This is a genomic window from Streptomyces sp. NPDC051738, assembly GCF_044453205.1.
Classification (GTDB): domain Bacteria; phylum Actinomycetota; class Actinomycetes; order Streptomycetales; family Streptomycetaceae; genus Streptomyces.
This window is the reverse complement of record NZ_JBITCM010000011.1, coordinates 174,400-194,668: the sequence shown is the minus strand read 5'-3', so window position 1 is coordinate 194,668 and position 20,269 is coordinate 174,400. Positions and strand designations below refer to the sequence as shown.

General features: G+C 72.4%; 9 protein-coding genes. 1 reads left to right on the top strand and 8 read right to left on the bottom strand.

The annotated features are described in order from the left end of the window. Positions 1-161 precede the first annotated feature (161 nt). The gene (locus ACIA8X_RS25945) at positions 162-1,928 is read left to right on the top strand and encodes a serine hydrolase (RefSeq protein WP_399459202.1); all 1,767 of its coding nucleotides are present in this window, start codon (positions 162-164) and stop codon (positions 1,926-1,928) included. A 17-nt stretch (positions 1,929-1,945) separates the two neighbouring features. Here the strand turns inward: ACIA8X_RS25945 and ACIA8X_RS25940 are convergent, their stop codons facing one another. The 8 genes from ACIA8X_RS25940 to ACIA8X_RS25905 form a co-directional block, all read right to left on the bottom strand. Beyond that, complete coding sequence (locus tag ACIA8X_RS25940) at positions 1,946-3,700, bottom strand: fatty acyl-AMP ligase (RefSeq protein WP_399459201.1); 1,755 nt, start codon at positions 3,698-3,700, stop codon at positions 1,946-1,948. Beyond that, positions 3,697-3,960, bottom strand: a complete 264-nt coding sequence (locus ACIA8X_RS25935; RefSeq protein ID WP_393443532.1) for an acyl carrier protein — start codon at positions 3,958-3,960, stop codon at positions 3,697-3,699. The genes ACIA8X_RS25940 and ACIA8X_RS25935 overlap by 4 nt, the downstream gene beginning before the upstream one ends. After that, positions 3,957-6,878: an aldehyde dehydrogenase family protein gene (locus tag ACIA8X_RS25930; RefSeq protein WP_399459200.1), complete on the bottom strand. Its 2,922-nt coding sequence runs from the start codon at positions 6,876-6,878 to the stop codon at positions 3,957-3,959. Before ACIA8X_RS25930 ends, ACIA8X_RS25935 begins: the two co-directional genes overlap by 4 nt. A gap of 14 nt (positions 6,879-6,892) precedes the next feature. Next, on the bottom strand, positions 6,893-14,368 hold the full coding sequence (locus ACIA8X_RS25925; RefSeq protein WP_399459199.1) for an SDR family NAD(P)-dependent oxidoreductase: 7,476 nt from the start codon (positions 14,366-14,368) through the stop codon (positions 6,893-6,895). 63 nt (positions 14,369-14,431) lie between these two features. Continuing rightward, complete coding sequence (locus tag ACIA8X_RS25920; RefSeq protein WP_393443537.1) at positions 14,432-15,322, bottom strand: alpha/beta fold hydrolase; 891 nt, start codon at positions 15,320-15,322, stop codon at positions 14,432-14,434. A 123-nt stretch (positions 15,323-15,445) separates the two neighbouring features. Next, positions 15,446-17,020 carry a phytoene desaturase family protein gene (locus ACIA8X_RS25915; protein WP_399459198.1) on the bottom strand — a complete coding sequence of 525 codons (1,575 nt, stop codon included), beginning with the start codon at positions 17,018-17,020 and terminating at the stop codon, positions 15,446-15,448. 73 nt (positions 17,021-17,093) lie between these two features. Then, positions 17,094-19,358 (bottom strand): tetratricopeptide repeat protein, encoded by a 2,265-nt coding sequence (locus tag ACIA8X_RS25910; protein WP_393443541.1) that lies wholly within the window; start codon positions 19,356-19,358, stop codon positions 17,094-17,096. Between the two features lie 61 nt (positions 19,359-19,419). Continuing rightward, a complete protein-coding gene (locus ACIA8X_RS25905; RefSeq protein WP_393443543.1) occupies positions 19,420-20,262 on the bottom strand; it encodes an oxygenase MpaB family protein in 843 nt (280 codons plus the stop codon). Positions 20,263-20,269 lie beyond the last annotated feature (7 nt).

The window sequence follows — 20,269 nt, the reverse complement described above, 5'->3', positions numbered from 1 at the left end:
ATGCCGCAGTCCTCCGGACGACGGAAGGCCTTTTCTGATATACCGTCAGATCTATTGAGCCGAACGCCCCGTTGACACGGAGCACGACTGACACAAAAGCTTCATCACGCAAGGTGATCCCGGAAAGATACTTTCAGCCGGAGTGACGGGGAGGAACCTCGATGGCCGACGGCAGAAACGGACTGACCCGGCGTCAACTGTGCAAAAGGGCCCTGGCCTTGGGCGGCGCGCTGGCCATCGCCCCCTTCCCCGCCGGACCGGCCGCCGCCTCCTCCGGCCGCGGCAGCACCCTGCGCCACGGGTCCCCCGAGCGGGCCGGCCTGCTCCCCGACCACCTCCGCCGGCTCGTCACCGACGCCGAGGCGTTCCTGGGCCCCTCCCCCAAGTACCCCTGGTACGCGGGCGCCATCCTGCTCGCCGGGCGTGGCGGCACGGTGGCCCTGCACGAGCCCATCGGCAAGGCGGTGCGCTATCGGTCGTACGACGAGAAGACCGACACCGGCGTCGAGTTGCCGGCCGGGCAGCAGATACCGATGGCCGAGGACACCGTCTTCGATCTGGCCTCGGTGTCCAAGCTGTTCACGTCGATCCTCGCCGTACAGCAGATCGAGCGGGGTGCGCTGGCACTGGAAGCGACCGTCGCCTCCTACCTCCCGGACTTCGGTCAGGCCGGCAAGCAGGACATCACGATCCGTCAGCTCCTCACCCACACCTCGGGATTCCGCGCCTGGATCCCCCTGTACAACGCGCCGACGTACGAGGAGAAGCTCCGGCTCATCTGGAACGAGGCGCCGCTGAACCCGCCGGGGACGACGCACCTCTACTCGGACCTCAACCTGATCTCCCTCCAACTGGTCCTGGAGAAGATCACCGGCCGTACGCTCGACACCCTCCTGCGCGACGAGATCACCGGCCCGCTCGGCATGCGCCGCACCCGCTTCAACCCGCCCGCCGCCTGGAGGCCGAGGATCGCGGCCACCGAGGACGCCCGCAAGCCCTGGTCCGGCCTGGACCGGGGGCTCGTGTGGGGCGAGGTGCACGACGAGAACGCCTTCAGCCTCGGCGGGGTCGCGGGCCACGCGGGTGTTTTCTCCAACGCGTGGGACCTCGCGGTTCTCGGGCGGACGCTGCTCAACGGCGGTACCTACGGCCGGTCCCGCATCTTGGAGCCGGAGTCGGTGGAGCTGATGTTCACCGACTTCAACACCGCCTTCCCGGGCGACGAACACGGCCTCGGCTTCGAGCTATACCAGCACTGGTACATGGGCGCGATGGCCACCCCGCACACGGCGGGGCACACCGGCTTCACCGGCACCTCGCTGGTCCTCGACCCGTCGACCGACTCCTTCCTCGTCGCGCTCGGCAACTCCGTTCATCCGGTGCGCAGTTGGCGTTCCGGTTCCGCGCCCCGGGTCGCCGCCGCGAACAACATGGCCCGCGCTGTGGCCGTCCGCCCGCGGCACGGTCGTACCGCATGGTTCTCCGGAATGGCGACCGCCACGACCGCGACCCTCGCGCTCCCTCCCCTCGACACCTCCCCCGGCGATGTCCGGCTGTGCTGCGCCCTGTGGTGGGACACCGAACCCCGGTCGGACGCCCTCGCCCTGGAGGCCACGACCGACGGGGGCGCCACCTGGCGGCCGCTCCCCTTCACGACGGCCCGCCACGGCGAGCAACCGCAGGACCACCCGGACGGCACCGTCACGGGCTGGTCGGGCCGGGTCTGGCACCGGCTCACCGCTCGGCTCCCCGCGCACCGGGAGCTGGTGATCCGCTGGCGGTACGCGACCGACCGGCTGTACGTGGGCCGGGGCGCGTACGTCGACGGCCTGCGCGTCGAGGCGGCGGACGGAGTCCTCTTCGACGAGGCCCGGCCGGCGGACGGGGCGCGGATCACGGCGAGCGGGTGGACGGCTTCCGCGAACTGACGAACCGACCTGGGCGGTCAGGACGCCGGGCAGGGCGGGGTGAGGAGGTCGGAGTGGAGGGGGGTGAGTCGGGCCGCGCGCAGCTCGTCCCGGGTTCGTGAGCGCTGGATCTTGCCGCTGGTGGTCCGGGGCACGCTCATCGGCCCGACGACGACCACCTGGACGGCGAGTCGTAGGTCTTCGGCCAGGCGCTTTCTGATCAGCTCCGAGAGGGCTGCGGGAGTGCGGCCCTTGAGGTGGAGGGGGCGGATTTCCTGGACCAGGACGATGTGTTCGTGGCCGTCGGCGTCGGGCAGGGTGAAGGCGGCGCAGGGGCCGGTGGCGGGGTCGGTGGATTCACTGACGCGTTCGATGTCCTGGGGATGGATGTTGCGGCCGTTGACGATGATCAGGTCCTTGGCGCGGCCGGTGACGTAGAGCTCGCCGTGCCGGAAGAAGCCCAGGTCCCCGGTGCGCAGGAAGGGGCCGTCGCCGTCGGCCGTGGTGGCGGCGAAGTGTTCGGCGGTGGCTTGGGGGTCACCGAGGTAGCCGTCGGCGACGCTGTCGCCGCGTACCCAGATCTCGCCGATCTGCCCGTCCTCCAGGGGGCGTGCGGTGGCGGGGTCGACGATGTGGACGTCCACGCCGGCGGGGTGGCCGCAGCTGACGAGGTCGACGCCGTCCGGGGCGGGTACGGCGCGGCCGGCCTCCAGCGTGCCGCGGTCGAAGCGTCCCACGGTCGGCCCGCTGCCGCAGGGCGTGCCGGCGACCATGAGGGTTGCCTCGGCCAGGCCGTAGCCGGGGGCCCAGACGTCCGGGCGGAAGCCGAGGGGGGCGAGTCTGCGGGCGACCGCGTTCAGGACGCCGGCCTGGACGGGTTCGGCGCCGCTGAGCGCGAACCGCAGACAGCCCAAGTCCACGTCTGCATCCGTGAGTTGGTCGTCCTTGAGGCTTCTCAGCAGCCAGTCGTAGCCGAAATTCGGGGCGAAGGTGTAGCAGGCCCGGTACCGGCTGATCATCTGGAGCCACAGCTTCGGATGGGCTACGAAGGACACCGGCGCACTGAAGACGAGGTTGGCGTAGCTCGCGAGTGGGGTGAGCAGCATGCCGACCAGGCCCATGTCGTGGTAGTGCGGGAGCCATCCGGCGCTGGTGGGCGAGGGTCCGTGGCGCAACTCGTCCCTGATGTCCTCAGTGGCCATCACTTCTCTGATCGCCAGCAGGTTGTGCAGCAGGTTCCGGTGGGTGATGACGACACCGCGCGGTTCGCTGGTCGAGCCGGACGTGTACTGGACGTAGGCGGTCGCGGAGAGGTCCTGTGCGACGGGGGACCAGGAGCCCGCGTCCGGCAGTTCGGTCCCGTCGGTCGCGACGCACTCGGCGAGTGGCGCCACGTCCAGACCGTCGAGCCAGGAGCCGAGCGCGGGCCGACGGGCCGCGTCGGTGAGGACCAGTCCGACGCCCGCGTCGCGGATGATCCCCTCGGCGCGTTGCAGGGCCCGCCGGTCGGTGTCCGGCAGCGGGGCGGGGATGGCGACCCGCCCGGAGTACAGGCAGCCCAGGAAGACGGTGAAGAACTCCAGGCCCGCCGGAAACATCAGCAGGACGCGGGCGCCGGGCGGCGTCCGGTCGGCCAGCCATGCCCCCACCGTGCGGGCGCGCGCGTCGAGTTGGGCGTATCCGAGGCGTTCCACCTCGACCAGCTCGCCCCGCACGCTGTCCACGCGCGCGTACCAACGGGTGTCACCGAGGAGCCAGACCTTCTCGCGCAGGAACCGGACGAGTTCGCTCAACTCTGGGCTCCCGTCCGCCCGGACAGGGTCTCCTCGACGTAGTTGACCACGGCACCGACCGTGTGCAGCTCCCAGGCGACCTCGTCGGGGATGCGTACCCCGAACCGCTCCTCCGCGACGACGGTCATCCGCACCAGGACCAGGGAGTCAAGACCGAGGTCCGCGATGAACGCGGTCTGTTCGTCGACCTGTTCGGGATCGACATCGCCGAACTCGGCGAGCATCGCCTTCAGTTCGGCCAGGATGTCGGCCCGGTTCACCGTGCTCCTCCGTCCTTCGGCGCATCCCAGGCGACGGGCAGCACGCTGAGTCCGCGTTCGAACTGGCTGGGCCGCCAGCCCGGTGTGCCGTCCAGTCGCAGGCCGGGCAGTCGGCGCAGGACGGTGCTGACGGCGGCCTCGGCGGTCATACGGCCGATGTGGGCGCCCAGGCAGTAGTGGGCGCCGTGGCCGAAGGCGAGATGGCCGGGGGTGGGGCGGTGCAGGTCGAGGCGGTCGGCGTCGGGGAAGCGTGCGGGGTCCCGGTTGGCGGCGCCGATGCACAGGAACAGGGACTCGTCGGCGGGGACGGTCACGTCGCCGAACTCGACGGGTGCGAGGGTGCCCCGCCAGCTGGTGAACGGCAACGGGCTCTCGTAGCGGAGCAGTTCGCCGAGTCCGGTCGCCATCAGGGACGGGTCGTCGCGGAGTTCGGCGAGCTGGGCGGGGTGGGTGAGCAGGGCGTGCAGGCTGTTGCCGACGCTGTTGATGCTGGGGTCCTGGCCCGCGACGAGCATCATCATGACCTGGCCGTGCAGTTCATCCTCGCTGAGCAGACCGTCCTGGTCGCGGGCCCGGACCAGCAGCGAGATGAGGTCGTCGCCGGGGGCGCGGCGCTTCTCGGCGACTGCCGAGCGGACGAACGCGTCGACCTCGTGGGCGAGGGCCGCCACATAGGGGACGTCGTTGTTCCACTCGGCGGTGCGCCAGATCATCGCCCGCAGGTGGTTCATCCGGGGCGGGGTCGCGCCGAGAACGGCGAACAGGACGTTGCCGCCGAGCGGGTAGGCGACGGCCGCCATGAGGTCGCCGCTGCCGCGCTCGACGATCTGGTCGATCCGGTTGTCGACGAGGCGCTGCACCCGGGTTCGCCACTGCTCCTGCCGGGCGGGCGAGAAGAACGGCCGCATGATCGCACGCAGTTCGGCGTGGCGCGGATCGTCGCTGTCCAGCAGGTGGGTGAAAAGGCGCTCCCGCAGTGCGGACGGCCAGTGCCGCATCCACATGTGGCCTGCGGAGATGCGTTTGCTGTCGCAGGTGACCCGCGGGTCGACATGGGCGTCGCGTACGTCGTCGTAGCGGGTCAGCAGCCAGCCCGGGCCGTCCGGGCTGATGACCCGGCTCACCGGCCGGTGTTCGCGCAGCCAGTGCAGGGTCGGGTAGGGGTCGTGGTGGAAGGCCTCGGTGAACGGCGCCGGCAGCCCGCCGGGCAGGTCCTCGGGCGGCCACCCCGGCGGGTACTCCCGTACCGCCTCGACCCGGGGCCTGGGCCGTGCCGAGACGTACGGCCCGGCATCCCCGCCGGCCGTAGGGCCCTCCTGGGCCACGGACACGCCCTGGAGGCGGCTGGTGCGCAGCATCGGGTAGTTGAGCTCGCCGAAGCGGTCGCCGCTCAGCCCGGGGCCGCCGTGGTTGGCGAGATACGGCACGCCCGCGAGATGGGAGTCGTTCACCCGGAGCTGGCCGCACGAGCGGACGTCCCGGAGGAACCGGTCGATGACGTCGGGGCTCTGGGTCCACAGCGAGTTGCGCAGGCCGTACGAGCCGGAGGCTACGAACGACACCATCTCGGACAGGAGTTGGTCATCGTCGGCGGGGACGGGAACGGCCAGGGTCAGCAGCGGGAAGAACGTCTCGTAGCGGACCGACCGCAGCTTCAGCGCGCGGGCGAGCCCGTCGATCCGGATGAGCGCGGGCTCCGCGAAGACGGCGTCGTCGCTCTCGTGGCCGTGCACGTCGAGGTGGCGTCCACCGGTCAGCACCCGGGCGCCCGCCCGCCGGGCGTCGGCGAGCGTGGCGTCGTATCCGGCGGTGTTCGGCGATGCGGCCAGCACCACCTCGGGGTCGTCGGGGAAGCCGGGCCGTAGGGCCCGGACGCACTCGGTCAGCCGGTCGGTGAGCCGGTCGGCGATGTCCGGGTGGACGAGCGCGATGTTGGGCGCGCAGCAGATCTGGCCGCTGCCGTGGTACGACTCCATCAGCGCATCCACGGCCCGGTCGAGGGGCGCGTCCCGCCACACCACGACCATGTCGTTGCCGCCGAGCTCCAGGATCGGCTTCTTGCCCGCGGCGAGGCACGCCTTCTCGAGTTGTTCGCCGCGGATCGAGTCGCCGAAGTACAGCACGTCGTCCACCAGCGGGCTTTCCAGCCAGGCATCCAGTGCCTGCGCGGGTTCGGTGCACAGCGCCGACAGGACTCCGGGCGGGGCGCCTGCCTCGGCGAGCGCGGGTACGGCGATCTGTTCCACCAGGTACATGGCGGCGATCGGCGCGTGCCGGGAGAGCCGGACCACGAGCGCGTTGCCGGCCAGTACGGACTGGAAGGCCGCCCCGACACTGAGCGCCGGGGTGTTCTGTGGTGGCTGCACACACACCACACCGTCCGGCACCCGGCGCAGCACCACCGTCCGGCCGTCGACGGTGTGCTCCGACTCCATGTGCCGCAGACACCAGTCGGTGGTCTCGGGGCCGTAGAAGGTGAGGAGGTTGGCCACCTCCATCCGGGCCAGCCGGACGGGGTGGCCCTCCTCCACGAGGAGGCCGGTGACGGCGTCGGCGTGTTCCCGCAGCCGTGCCCGGAACGCTTCGGCGAGGGCGGCGCGCCGGGCCGGCGGGCTGCCGCCCCACTCGGCCGCCGCGAGCCTGGCCGTGTGCAGAGCGGTTTCCATGTGCTCGGGTCCGGCGAGGGCGCAGCGTCCCAGGATGGTCTCGGGGTGGGCGTCGGGGCCCATGTGCCCGGCGTTCAGCGCATTGCGGTAGCAGGTGGCGCCGATGGGGTCGTCGATCAGCGCGCTCGCCCGGAGCACGTACACCCACTCGGCCGGGTCGGGGACGGTGACGCCGGCGATGAGGGGTCCGAAGGTGAGAGGGCCTTCGGCGGAGTCCGTCGCCGGGCCCTTGGGTTCCTGACAGGTCACCATGGCGAGCCTCTCTTTCAGCCGTTGGCGGTGTCGGTGGCGCGGACGCCGAGGCGCAGCAGCACGTGGCGGGACAGGTCGGTGAGGGTGACGCCGCCCTGGAGGAGTTCCATGGGCGGGATCTCGACATCGAGGCGTTGGCGCAGCGTGGTCAGCAGTTCGGCGGCCATCAGGGAGTCGACTCCGTAGTCCTGGAGCGGCAGTTTGGGGTCGAGGCGTGCGGCGTCGGTCTGCAGGATGCGGGCCATCACCTCGGCGAGTGCGGCGTTGACGGTCTCCAGCGCCTCGTCCGCGGGGAGCCCGGCGAGGGCTGCCAGGAGGTCCTGGCGGGTGTGGCCTTCGAGGTCGCCGTCGGCGGGCAGCAGGGCGGCGATGCGCGGCGCCGTCATGGACGGCAGGAAGGTGCGCAGCCGGTTCCAGTCGTATCGGCCGATGCCCACGACGGCGGTGCCCGACACCGCCACGTTGTCCAGGGCGGCCAGTGCCTCGCCGGAGCCGATCGGTTCGGCGCCGAGCGCTTCCAGGGCCGGTGCCAGGGCCTCGCGGGCGACATGCCCGCAGTCTCCGATCGCGCCCCAGGCCACGGCGAGGGCTGGTCGGCCGCCGTGTCGGCGTCGGGCCAGTGCCTCCATGAAGAGGTTCCCGCCGACGTAGGCGGACTGCTTGACGTTGCCGACGGCAGCGGTGAAGGAGGAGTACAGCCAGAACAGGCTCAGGTCGCGCTCGCGGGTCAGGGCGTCGAGGACCGCCGCCCCGGCCATCTTGGGTGCCAGGACCGCGCGGATTCGTTCGTCGGTCAGTTCGGTGAGCTGGGCGTCGTCGAGGACCATGGCCGCGTGGACGACGCCCACGAGCGGGTGCCCGGTGGCGTCGATGCGTCCGATCGTCTCGGCCAGGGCGGCGGCATCGGTGACATCGACGGCGTACGGCGTTGCGGTCACGCCCCGCGCGGCCAGGTCGGCCAGTACGGCGGCGGCCTCGGGGCCGGCGGCGCCCCGCCGGGAGAGCAACGCGAGGTGGCGGGCACCGCGGTCGGCGAGCCGGTGGGCGGTGGCGGCGCCGAATCCGCTCAGCCCGCCGGTGACCAGGTAACTGCCGTCGGGATCGAGCGGGGGCGGCTCGGGCCGGGTCCGGACGGGCACCGGTCCGTCCTGCGGGTCGAGGCTCACGACGACCTTGCCGATGTGCCGGGAGTGCTGGAGCAGCGCGAACGCCTCGGCGACCCGTGCGGCCGGGTACACCGAGTGCGGTAGCGGCCGATAGCGGCCGTCCGCCACCCGCTCGGCGACCTCGGCCAGCAGACGCCGACCGTGTACGAGCCCGGCCTCGTCGGACAGCAGCGCGGTGACGTCGACACCGAAGAAGGCGATGTTGCGGCGGAACGGCCGCATCAGCAAAGGCTTGTTGGCATAGATGTCGCGCTTGCCGAGTTCGACGAACCGGCCACCGGGCCGCAGCGTCTCCAGGCCCCGGTCGATGGCCTGCCCGGCCAGCGAGTTGACCACCACGTCCACCCCGCGCCCACCGGTGATCCGCAGGGCCTGGTCGGCGAAGTCCAGGGTGCGGGAGTCCAGTACGTGCTCGACGCCCAGCGCCCGCAGCAGGTCGCGCTTGGCCGGGCTGCCCGCGGTGGCGATCACCTTGGCGCCCACCAGGCGGGCGTACTGGAGGGCGGCCAGTCCCACCCCGCCGGCGGCGCCGTGCACGAGAACCGTTTCCCCCGGCGCCAGTCGCGCGAGGTCGTGCAGCGCGTAGTGGACCGTCAGGAAGGCCACGGGCAGGGTCGCCGCCTCCGCGAAACCGAGAGCGTCGGGGACCTTCACCACGGCCGCCGCGGGCACCACCGTTTGCGAGGCCAGACACACGGAACCGACCGCGCACACCCGGTCTCCGGCGGCCAGGCCACTCACGCCCTCGCCCACCGCCGTGACGACCCCGGCGCATTCGAGACCGGAGCCTTTCCCGACGAACGTCGCCTCTGTCGCCTCGGGGGGCAGCAGACCTGTCGCCAGCATGATGTCGCGGTAGTTCAGCGCCGCCGCACGCACGGCGATCACCACCTCACCGGCCCCTGGTACGAGGGGGCGGGTCCGCGTCCAGACCGGCGCGTACGACAGGCCGGGTTCGCCGATCTCCAAGGCGAAGGGCGCGTCGCCGCTGGGCTCGATGTGTTCACCGGAGGGGAGTTCGCGTTCCCGGGGCACGAAGCGTCCGCCTGCCGTGAGCACGATCTCGTCCTCGCGCACCGCCGCACCTGCGTCTTCGCCATCGCCGGACGACGGGAGGGTCGCCAGCAGTTCGCGGGCCAGCCGGTGCGCGTCGGCGGCCGGGTCGCCCGCGCGGTCCAGGGACAGTCGGGTCACCCGAAGCCCGGGGTGTTCGTTGGCGAGGGTGCGGGCCACTCCCCAGGCGACGGCGTCCTGCGGTTGGACGGCTCGTTCGGGCGTGGGCAGCGCGCCGCTGGGCCGGGTCACCAGCCACAGGGAGGGCTGGACACCGTCCGGGAGCGCCCGGCAGGCCGCGGCCAGGTCGCGCAGCGTGGCGGCGCGGCGCACCGCCTGGTCGACCATCGCCTGCGGGTCGGTGAGGGCCTCACCCAGCAGGAGTACGACGGCGGGGTCGCCGTCACCGCCGAGCGACGCCGACCAGGCCGCAGGGTCGACAGGGGCCGGCGTCACGGCGGCGGACCGCGTTGTGCCGGCTGTCAGGAGTGCGGCGAGGTGCTCGGCCAGCGGCGTCTCCGGCTCGCTCTCCGTGGCGACGATCCACCGGGTGCCGTCGTCCGGCCGGGGCAGCGCGGGCTGGACGGTCTCGTACGCGGGTGCCGAGGCCAACAGCACCGAGGCAGCGTCCCGATCGGGTGACTCGATGGTGCCACCGAGGCAGACCACATCGGTGAAACCGCAGGTACCAAGCACTTCGGTCCAGTGGTCCCTGCTCAACAGGGGTGAATCCGGCGGCAGTTGGTCGTCGTGTTTCCAGAAGCTGTCGAGTGCGCCGAACAGCGGCATCAGATAGTCCGTGTCATGCGTCTCGAAGGCGAGCAGTCGCCCACCCGGGGCCAGCAGCCCGCGCACCCGCCCCAGGGCCGATCGCAGCTCGTTCGCGGTGTGCAGGGAGTTGGCCGCCACGATCAGGTCGTACGTGCCGTCGGTGAAGCCCTGCGCGGCGGGATCGGCGTCCAGGTCGAACGGGCGGTAGTCGACGAAGGGGTGGGCACCGAAACGGTGTTGGGCACGGGTGAAGAAGGCCGCGGACACGTCGGTGTAGTGGTAGACGGACCGTTCGGGTGGCAGCACCGGCAGCAGTGCCGCTGCGGTACCACCCGTGCCCGCGCCGATCTCCAGAACCCGCAGTGGCCGATCCCCGGGCCAGGCCCGGACCATCTCCGCAGCCAACGCGGCGAGGAGCCGGTTGTGGAACCGGCAGGACGGCGCCATGTCGTAGAACTGCTCCAGGGCGTCCCGGGTGCCCTGGCCGGTCAGTAGGTTCAGCGCGTCGCGCTCGCCGCGCAACACCTCTGCCAGGTACGACAGCTGACAGACCGCCAGTTGTGCTTCGGCGCTGCAGGCCGGGAAGTCGAGCGGCAACCGGGCCAGCAGGGGACCCGGCTCCGCAGTGCCGGTCAGCCGCCATCGTCCGTCGTCGCCACCGGTGGCCAGACCATGGCCGGACATCAGGCCGAGCATGGCCTGCGCCAGCTTGTCGTGTGCGGGGAGCATTCCCTGCCGGACCAGGTCGGCGGGCGTGAACTCGGCCGTGCCGTCGGGCAGCAGGTCCGCGAACGCGGCGGCGGCGACATGAGCGGTCACCCGCTTGAGCCGGACGGCGAAGTCCGCGAAGCGGGTGGAGCGCCAGCCGTCCTCCAGCGCGTCGACGCTCGCCGCGACCGCCCCGGCCAGGTCGGCGTTGCCGGGCAACGGCGAGAGCGCGGACGGCAGATGGGGATGCGGTGCGGCGCGCAGCACGGTCCCGTACCGCAGGGGTGCGCGGTCGCCCGGGCCGGGCACGCGCCGCAGGCGTACGCCGTCCAGTTCGGCGGTGACGCTGCCGTCAGGGTCGGTGACGGTGATGTCGAAGCAGAGTTCGGTGGTGCCGCGTGTGCGGTCGCGGATGTGCACCAGCCCGGTCGGTGACGGACTCCGCCACACCCGTACGGCCCCGATCGCGGCCGGAAGCCAGGCCTGCCCTGCGCCTACCCGGGCGACCACGAGCGGTACGCACGCCTGGAGCGCGCCGTCGAGCAGTGCCGGATGGGCCACGTACTGCGCCGTGTCGGCCGCGTCCGTGGTGTGCCGGTAGGCGGCCAGCACCTCTCCCTCCCCCATGTGCAGCCGCACCAGTTGTCGGAACGCGGGCCCGTAGTCCAGCCCGTTCGCGGCCAGTTCGGGATACAGCAGGGCGTCGGCATCGCCGCGGCGGGTGCAGCGGGCACGCACCTCGGCCGGGTCGATCCGTCCAGCCGGGCGGCCGATCAGCTCGCGGACCCGGCAGCGGGCGTGCGGGCGGGGCGGCGTACCGTCGGCTTCGCCGCTGTCGGCGGCCTCGGTGCTGGTGAGGGACACCATGCCGTCGTCGGGCGAGTACGCGAGCTGCAGACGGACGTCGCCTGCCCGGTCCCACGGGACGACCAGCGGGCGGCTCACCTCCAGCCAGGCCAGTTCCACCGGGCCGTCCAGCACTCGACGGCCGGCCGCCAGGGCCATCTCGACGTAACCGGTCGCCGGGAACACCACCGACCCGGCCACCTTGTGGTCGGCCAGCCACGGCACCAGGGCCGGTTCGACGGGCCCCTGCCAGGAGGGTTCCGCCGTCGGCAGCCGCTCGCCCAGCAGGGGGTGGTCCAGCCGTCCCGATCCGCTGTTGCCGATCCACCGCTGCGGGGTGCCGCTCCAGTGGCGTTCCCGCTGCCACGGGTACGCGGGCAGCTCCGCCACGCGCGCCGGGCGGGGGAACCAGCGTGCCCAGTCCAGCTCCGCACCTGCGGCGATCAGCGACTCGACCGACTCGCGCAGCGCGGTCGGCCCTGCGGTGTCGCGGCGCAGGGTGGCGAGGACGGCCACCCGGTCGCGTCCGGCGGCGATGCGGCGCAGGTAGGACCGCAGAACGGGATGCGGGCCGACCTCCAGCAGTACGTCGACGTCCGCTTCCAGGGCGTGTTCGACGGCGGCGGCGAACTTGACCGGCTCGCGGACGTTGCGCCACCAGTATTCGGCGTCCAGGCCGCTCGCGGGCAGCGGGCCGCCGGTGACCGTGGAGATGAGCGCATCGTTGCCGCCACCCGGGGCCAGCCCGGCCAGCCCGTCGGCAAGGCGGGCCCGGATCCGCTCCATGACCGGGCTGTGGAAGGCGTAGTCGAGGTCCATGAGCCGGAAGAACACATCCCGGTCCACCAACTCCTCGCCCATGGACTTGAGTTGATGCACCGGCCCGGCGATCGTCACATCCCTGGCGCTGTTCACGGCGGCCACAACCAGGCCCGGGTAGGCGGAGAGCACCCGCTCCGCCTCGGCCGGCGGCAACCCGACCGCGGCCATCCGGCCCTGACCGGCCGTGGCCGCCTGGGCCCGGCTGCGCTCGGCGATCACCCACGCGGCCTCCTCCAGCGTCAGCGCGCCGACGGCGTACGCGGCGGCGACCTCCCCGACGCTGTGCCCGAGCGCGACCGTCCACCGCACGCCCCGCTCCCGCAGGACCGCCGTGACCCCGGCCTGCACCGCGAACAGCAGCGGCTGGGCCACCTCAGTGGCCTCCAGTCCCCACTCGTCCGCGGGGCGACACAACTGCCCGGCGACCGACCAGCCCAGCCGGGGCGTCAGCACGGCGTCCACCGCCTCCACCTCGGTCCGGAACACCGGATCGTCGGCCAGGACATCGGCGGCCATCCCCGCCCACTGCGAGCCGTTGCCCGCGAAGACCAGCCCGACCCGGCCATGCTCGACCGCCTCACCGGGCACCCCCTCGCCGGATAGGATCCGCGCGGCCTCGTGCGCTGTCGAGGCCAGCGCCACCCGGCGGTAGCGGTGCCGGGCCCGGCGGGCGCCGGTGGTGACAGCGATGTCATAGAAGTCCGCCGACTCGACCGGCGCGCTATCCGACAGCCGGGCGGCCAGTCGCCGCGCCGCCTCCTCGGCCGCCTGTGGGGTGCGCCCCGAAGCGATCACCGGCAGGGCGCCGGTGAACTCGGCGCCGCCTCTCGAGGCGAGAGGGGGCAGGCCGACGACCACATGGGCGTTGGCCCCACCGAACCCGAAGGAGTTGACGCCCACGAAGCACCGCCCTTCCCGCGACGCCACCGGACGGGCCCGCCCGACCGGCTCCAGCCCCAGCCCGGCGAAGTCGATGTCCGGGTTGAGCGGTTCCAGGTGCAGCGAGGCGGGGATCGTGCCGTGGCGCAGCACCGCGAGGGCCTTGAACAGCCCCGCCATGCCCGAAGCCGGCTCCAGATGCCCCACGTTGGACTTCACCGACCCGATGGGCAGCGGCCCCGCCTCCCGGTCGGCGCCCAGCACGCGGCCCAACGCCGTGCACTCGGCCGGGTCGCCGACCTGCGTGCCGGTGCCGTGCGCCTCCACGTACACCACCTCGTCGGGCGCGATCCCCGCACGCTCGTACACCCGCCGCAGCAGGTCCTCCTGCGCCTGCGCGCTGGGCAGGGCCAGTCCGACGGTGCGTCCGTCGCAGTTGCTGCCGGACCCGGCGATCACCCCATGGATCCGGTCCCCGTCCGACAGCGCGTCGGCGAGCGGCTTCAGCACGATCACGCCCGCGCCCTCGGCCCTGACGAACCCGTCCGCGTCCGCCGAGAACGCGGCGCAGCGGCCCCGCTTCGACAGCATGGACGCCTGGCTGAACCCGACGTAACCCGCCGGGTTCAGCAGCACGTTGACTCCGCCCGCCAGCGCCACACGGCTGCCGCCGGACGCCAGCTCCCGGCAGGCGCGCTCCACGGCCAGCAGCGACGACGAGCAGGCGGTGTCGACGGCCATGCTCGGTCCGCGCAGGTCGAAGAAGTGGGACAGCCTGTTCGCCGCGATCGAATGGGCGGTTCCCGCCATGGTGTAGGCGTTCATCCCCCGGGACCTGACCATCTGCAGCCCGCCGTAGGAGAAGTCGGAGATGCCGACGAACACACAGGTGTCCGAGCCCGCCAACGTCACGGGGTCGATGCCCGCGTCGTCCAGCGCCTCCACGGCCGTCTCCAGCAGCAGCCGGTGCTGGGGGTCCATCTGCGCCGCCTCTCGCGGCGAGATCCCGAAGTACTCCGCGTCGAATCCCGCGATGTCCGCCAGGAACCCGCCTCGTGCGGTGTACGACTTCCCTCTCCTGGCCATCGCGGTGTCGACGAACCGCCCGGCCTCGAACCGGTCCTGCGGCACCTCGCCGACCAGGTCACGCCCGGCCTCCAACGCCTCCCACAGCCCGGCCAGATCCACGATCCCGCCGGGCAGCCGGCATCCCAGGCCGACGATCGCGAACGAGTCCGCCGCCATGAACACACCCCACTCTTGAAGCTCTGTGCAATTGCTGGATTGCGTGCTTGCGCGCTTGCGCGCTCACGACGGACGGAGGAAGTCGCGGACGTGGCGGTCGAGTTCCCCGGCCGCGTCCTCCATCACGAAGTGGCCGGCGCCGTCGTAGCGGCGCACCCGTGCTTGCGGAAACCGGCGGGTCCATTCGGCCAGCACCGGTGGCGTGAACACGGGGTCCCTCGTCCCCCACCCGATGAACATCGGCAGTCCGACGAGGCCGCCGCCGGCGTCGGTCGCTTCGAGGAGCCGCCACGCCGGGTCGTCGCCACTCCGGGGTATGCATCGGACGAACTCCACGGCAGTGCGGCGGTGTTGTCGGTCCGCGAAGGGCAGCAGGTACGCCATCCGCTCGGCCGCGCCGAGCCGTTGGACGACTCCGAGCCGAACGGTGGCACGCGGAACGGCGTTGGTGACCCGCGCGAGAGCGGCGACGGGACCGCTGCCGCCGATCCACCGCAGGTACGTCGGCAGCCGGTGACCGGCGGGCCAGGGGAAGGCCACGCTGTTGAGGACGACCAGCCGTGCCACCACGCCCGGATTCCGCAGGGCCCACGCGATGCCGATCGGCCCGCCCCAGTCGTGCATCACCAGGGTCCAACGGCGGTCTGGCAGCCCCTGACCGGCGGTGAGATGACGGAAGAGACGGTCCAGGTACGAGAGCTGCCACTCAAGGGCGTCGACGGACCCCCGCGGAGCCGGAACGCCCGGCGACAGGCCGAGCCCGGCAAGGTCGGGCGCGATGCAGCGGAAGTCCGGCGACAAAGTGCCCAGCAGGCTCCGCCAGATGTAGCTCCAGGACGGGTTGCCGTGCAGGAAGAGCACCGGATCGCCGGTGCCGATGTCGACGTAGTGCTGGTCCGTGACGGGAACCTGCCGCCAGTGACGGGGGCCCGGGTAGCCGGGAAGCGCTCGCACTCTGATCACGGTAGGGCCGGAAGACCCAACTTGCCCCGATCGCCCGGTTTTTCACCTCAAGGGCGGAGGATGTGATCAAAGAGGCGAAAACAACTTGCCGCATGGTTGGGCAGGTTTTGGGAACTATATGTCCTCCTGGAGGACGGCCATCGCCGCGTTGTGCCCCGGCACCCCGCTCACCCCTCCCCCACGCACCGCGCCCGCCCCGCACAGCAGCACGTTCGCGTGCGGTGTCTCCACGCCCCAACGCCCCGTGTCCTCCTGGGCGTACGGCCAGGCGAGCTCGCGGTGGAAGATGTTGCCGCCGGGGAGGCGGAGGTCGCGTTCCAGGTCCAGTGGGGTCTTCGCCTCGATGCAGGGACGTCCGTCGGCGTCGGTCGCCAGACAGCCCGCGATCGGCTCGGCGAGGTGGGCGTCGAGTTGGGCGAGGGTCGACTTCAGCAGTTCCTCGCGCACGGCGTCGTTGTCGCGCGCGAAGAGCCGGGCCGGTGTGTGCAGGCCGAACAGGGTGAGGGTCTGGTAGCCCTGGTCGACGAGGGCGGGGCCGAGGATCGACGGGTCCGTCAGCGAGTGGCAGTAGATCTCGGACGGCGGCGCGGCGGGCAGCTCCCCGGCGGCCGCCTGGGCGTGGGCGGTGGCCAGTTGGTCGTAGCCCTCGGCGATGTGGAAGGTGCCGGAGAACGCCTCACCCGGGTCGACGGAGGTGTCGCGCAGCCGAGGCAGGCGCTTGAGCAGCATGTTCACCTTGAGCTGGGCGCCCTCGGCGGGCTCCGGGGGCGTGTCGCCGGTGAGGGCGGCCAGGGCCTGGGGGGAGGCGTTGACGAGGACGTGCCGGGCGACGGCGACGCCCTCGCCGTCCGCCGTGCGATAGGTGATCTCCGCCGTACGGCCGTCCGTGTCGATCCGTTCCGCCTCGTGCCCGGTGGCGATGACCGCGCCCGCCGCACGTGCCGCCGCGGCCAGGGCGTCGGTGAGCGCGCCCATGCCGCCGACGGGGACGTCCCAGTCGCCGGTGCCGCCGCCGATCACGTGGTAGAGGAAGCAGCGGTTCTGCTTCAGCGAGGGGTCGTGGGCGTCGGCGAAGGTTCCGATGAGCGCGTCCGTGAGGACCACGCCCCGCACCAGGTCGTCCGCGAAGCGGTCCTCGACCGCGACACCGATCGGCTCCTCGAAGAGGGTCCGCCAGGCCTCCTCGTCGTCCACCCGGCGGCGCAGCTCCTCGCGGCTCGGCAGGGGTTCGGTGAGCGTCGGGAACACCCGCTTGGCGACGTCGCCGGTCATCGCGTAGAAGCGCTGCCAGGCCTGGTACTCGCGCTCCCCGCCGGTCAGCCTGGCGAACGCCTCCCGGGTGCGGCGCTCGCCGCCGCCCACCAGCAGACCGGTCGGCCGTCCGTCCCGCTCCACGGGGGTGTACGAGGAGACGTTGCGGGTGCGGATCCGGAAGTTGAGGCCGAGGTCCCGCACGATCTTCTTCGGCAGCAGGCTGACCAGGTACGAGTAGCGTGACAGCCGCGCGTCGAGCCCGGGGAACGGCCGCGTGGACACGGCGGCGCCCCCGGTGCGGTCCAGCCGCTCCAGGACCAGCACGGACCGTCCGGCCCGGGCCAGGTAGGCGGCGGCGACCAGGCCGTTGTGGCCGCCGCCGACGATGACGGCGTCGTACGTACGGTGTCCCGGGTGTCCCTCGTGTGCAGGCATGGTTCTTCGTAACACGTGATGATCTAGGTCGGCCATAGGTGCGGCGCGCGGGAGTCACGGGACGCCGCTCCGCTCACGCGCCGCCGGACATCCGCTGCTGCCGCAGTGCCGCCACCCTCCGGTACAGCTCGGCCGCCTCGGCGCCCCGCCCGAGCTGTTGCAGGCAGTGGGCCTCGTCGTTGCGGCTGGCGAGGGTGTCGGGGTGGTCGGCGCCGAGGACGCGTTCGCGGGCGGCGGCCACTGTGCGGTACTCGGTGAGCGCGTCAGGCCAGCGACCCAGCCAGCCGAGGCTCACGGCGACCTCGCGCCGGCTGATCAGGGCGTCGGGGTGGTCGGCGCCCAGCACGCGCTCACGGATCGCGCACACGTCCCGGGACTCCGCGAGGCCCTCCTCCCAGCGGCCGAGCCGGCCGAGATTGACGCCGAGTCCGTGCCGGGCGCGGAGGGTCTCGGGGTGGGCGGGACCGTGGACTCGGGTGCGGTCGTCGACGAGGTCGCGGTAGAGCTGGAGCGCCTCCGCGCTGCGGCCGAGCCGGCCGAGGCTGATGCCGACCTCGTAGCGGGCGGAGAGGGTGTCGGGGTGGTCGGGGCCCAGGGCCTGGGCGCGGGCGTCGGCGACCTCACGGTAGGTCTGGAGGGCCTCGCCCCAGCGGCCCAACTGGCCGAGTGCGTAGGCGACTTCGTAGCGGGTGACCAGGGTGTCCGGGTGGTGCGGGCCGAGCACACGGGCGCGGGCGTCGGCGACCTCGTCGGCCATGCGGTAGGAGTCCTCCAGGCGGCCGAGCCTGCTGAGGTTGAAGGCGAGGTTGTGGCGGCAGCGCAGGGTGTCGGGGTGATCGGCTCCCATGCTGCGCTCACGGGCGACGAGTACGGACGTGTAGACCTGGTGTGCGTCGAAGTGACGGCCCAACTGGCCGAGCACGTACGCCATTTCCTGTCGGGCGGCCAGCGTTTCGGGGTGGTCCGGGCCGAGGGCGAGGCTGCGGGCGCGGGCGACGTGCTTGTACTCGCGCAGCGCGTCGGCGGCGCGGCCGGTGCGGCTGAGGGTGAAGGCGACCTCGTAGCGGCTGGCGAGGGTGTCGGGGTGATCGGGGCCGAGCAGGTGCTCGCGCTCGACGGCGACGGCCCGGTGCACCTCGCCCGCCTCGGTCCAGCGGCCCAGCCGGCCGAGGCTGAGCCCGGCGTTGTGCCGTCCGGCCAGTGCGGTGAGCGTCGCCGTGGACGGGGCGGGCGGTTCTTCGGGTACGGCGGTCTCGTCGGGACGGCCGGTGACCGAACGGGGGATCCACTCGCCGGTGAGCCCCGCCGCGGCGTCGGGAGGCGTGGTGCGCAGTCCGGCGCCGGTGGCCTTGTGGCCGGTGGTCATGCCTCGGGTCCAGGAGGGCAGGCGGGGCTCGCGGGCCACGGCTTCAGGGGGCCTGACGGAGGGTTCCGGGAGCGGCCGGAGGGCGGGCTGCGGGGTCACCACCGTCGGCACATACGTCGGTGTCGTACGGCCAAGGCCGATGCGGCGGCCCAACTCGCGTCCGTCGTGCGGGCGTTCCTCCGGGCGCTTGGCCAGCAGGTCGAGGATGATCCGCTCGAAGTACTCGGGCAGCTCGGCGCGGTGGCTGCGCGGCGGCCGGGGCGGGGTGTCACGGTGGCCGACGAGGATGGCCCAGGGGTCGTCGAGGTCGAACGGCGGCACCCCGGTGGTGATCTCGTACAGCACGCACCCCAGCGAGTACAGGTCGCTGCGCTGGTCCACCTCCTCCCCGCCGATCTGCTCCGGCGACATGTAGTGCGGGGTGCCCATCGCGATGCCGGTGCCGGTCAGCCGGGAGGTGAAGCCGATGTCGTGGCCGAGGCGCGCTATGCCGAAGTCGCAGATCTTCACCGTGCCGTCGGCGAGCCGCATGATGTTCGCGGGCTTCAGGTCGCGGTGCACGATGCCCTGCTGGTGGGTGTAGGCGAGGGCGGCGGCGACCTGATCGGCGATCTCGACGACGTCCGGGACGGGCAGCGGGTGCTGCTTGTTGTCCTCCAGGAGCTGGCTGAGGTTGCGGCCCTGGAGCAGTTCCATGACCAGGAACAGGATGCCGTCGGACTCGCCGAAGTCGTGGACGACGGTCACCCCGCGGTGCTGGAGGGCCGCGGCCACCCGGGCCTCGCGGCGAAACCGTTCCCGCAGGACGCGGGTGAAGGAGTGGTCGTGGTGGGGCCCCAGCGGCTTGAGGCACTTCACGGCGACGTGCCGGCCCAGCGATTCGTCGCGGGCACGCCACACCTCGCCCATACCGCCGCGCCCGATCAGATCGAGCAGCCGGTACCGGCCCTGGATCAGCCTGCTGTCCCCCATCGCCCGCGATCGCCCCCCGTCACGGTCCGCCCCGCCTCCCCGGCTCGTCCAGTATGGCGAGCTATCGTCCGAGTTTGTACGGTGCCGGGCGCGAGCCCGGGCCGAGCCGGGCCATGGCACGCAGGATGTGTTTGGGCGGGAGTTGCCAGCGCAGACGTGCGGGAACACAGCGCAGCAGGGTGCCCGTGGCACGCAACTGGCGGGTGACGGTGGCGGGTTCAGGGGCCGGTCTGCCGTACAGCTCATGGGCGTACGGCGGCAGAGCGGCATACGCCAAGTGCGCCACGCGCCGCCACAGCACCTCGCGCGCCGGGACCAGAAGGGGATGCGTCGGCGGGCGGAGGAGGAAGTCGTCCACCGCGCGTGCCTCGGGTCCGCACACCAGCTCGGGCCGCACCTTCTCGAAGTACGCCGCCATCTCCTCCCGGTTCACCGGTACGACGTCGGGGTCGAGGCCCACCAGGCGGGCGCTGACCCGGTGTTCGCCGATGTAGCGGTCGGCCTGTGCGTCGGTGAGGCGGAACCCGGAGCGGCGGGCGACCTGCAGGTAGGAGTCGATCTCGGCGCAGTGCACCCACAGCAGCAGTTCGGGTTCGTCGACGCCGTACAGCTCCCCCGTGTCCGGGTCGGTGGCGCCCAGCATGCTGTGGATCTTCCGGACCCGGGCACCAGCCCTCTCGGCGGCCTCGGTGGTGCCGTACGTGATCGTCCCGACGAAGTCGGCGGTGCGCAGCAGGCGGCCCCAGGCGTCCTTTCGGAAGTCGGAATTCTGCATGACGCCGCGCACCGCACGGGGGTGCAGGGCCTGGAGGTAGAGCGCGCGGACTCCGGCGACCCACATGATGGGGTCGCCGTGCATCTGCCAGGTGACCGAGTTCGGGGTGAACAGCCCGGGATCTCCCATGCCCGCA

Excerpts from the sequence above, each read along its gene's own strand:
- ACIA8X_RS25915 (WP_399459198.1), bottom strand. The coding sequence starts at position 17,020 with ATGCCTGCACACGAGGGACACCCGGGACACCGTACGTACGACGCCGTC.
- ACIA8X_RS25910 (WP_393443541.1), bottom strand. The coding sequence starts at position 19,358 with ATGGGGGACAGCAGGCTGATCCAGGGCCGGTACCGGCTGCTCGATCTG.
- ACIA8X_RS25925 (WP_399459199.1), bottom strand. The coding sequence starts at position 14,368 with ATGGCGGCGGACTCGTTCGCGATCGTCGGCCTGGGATGCCGGCTGCCC.
- ACIA8X_RS25945 (WP_399459202.1), top strand. The coding sequence starts at position 162 with ATGGCCGACGGCAGAAACGGACTGACCCGGCGTCAACTGTGCAAAAGG.
- ACIA8X_RS25930 (WP_399459200.1), bottom strand. The coding sequence starts at position 6,878 with ATGGTGACCTGTCAGGAACCCAAGGGCCCGGCGACGGACTCCGCCGAA.
- ACIA8X_RS25905 (WP_393443543.1), bottom strand. The coding sequence starts at position 20,262 with ATGGGAGATCCCGGGCTGTTCACCCCGAACTCGGTCACCTGGCAGATG.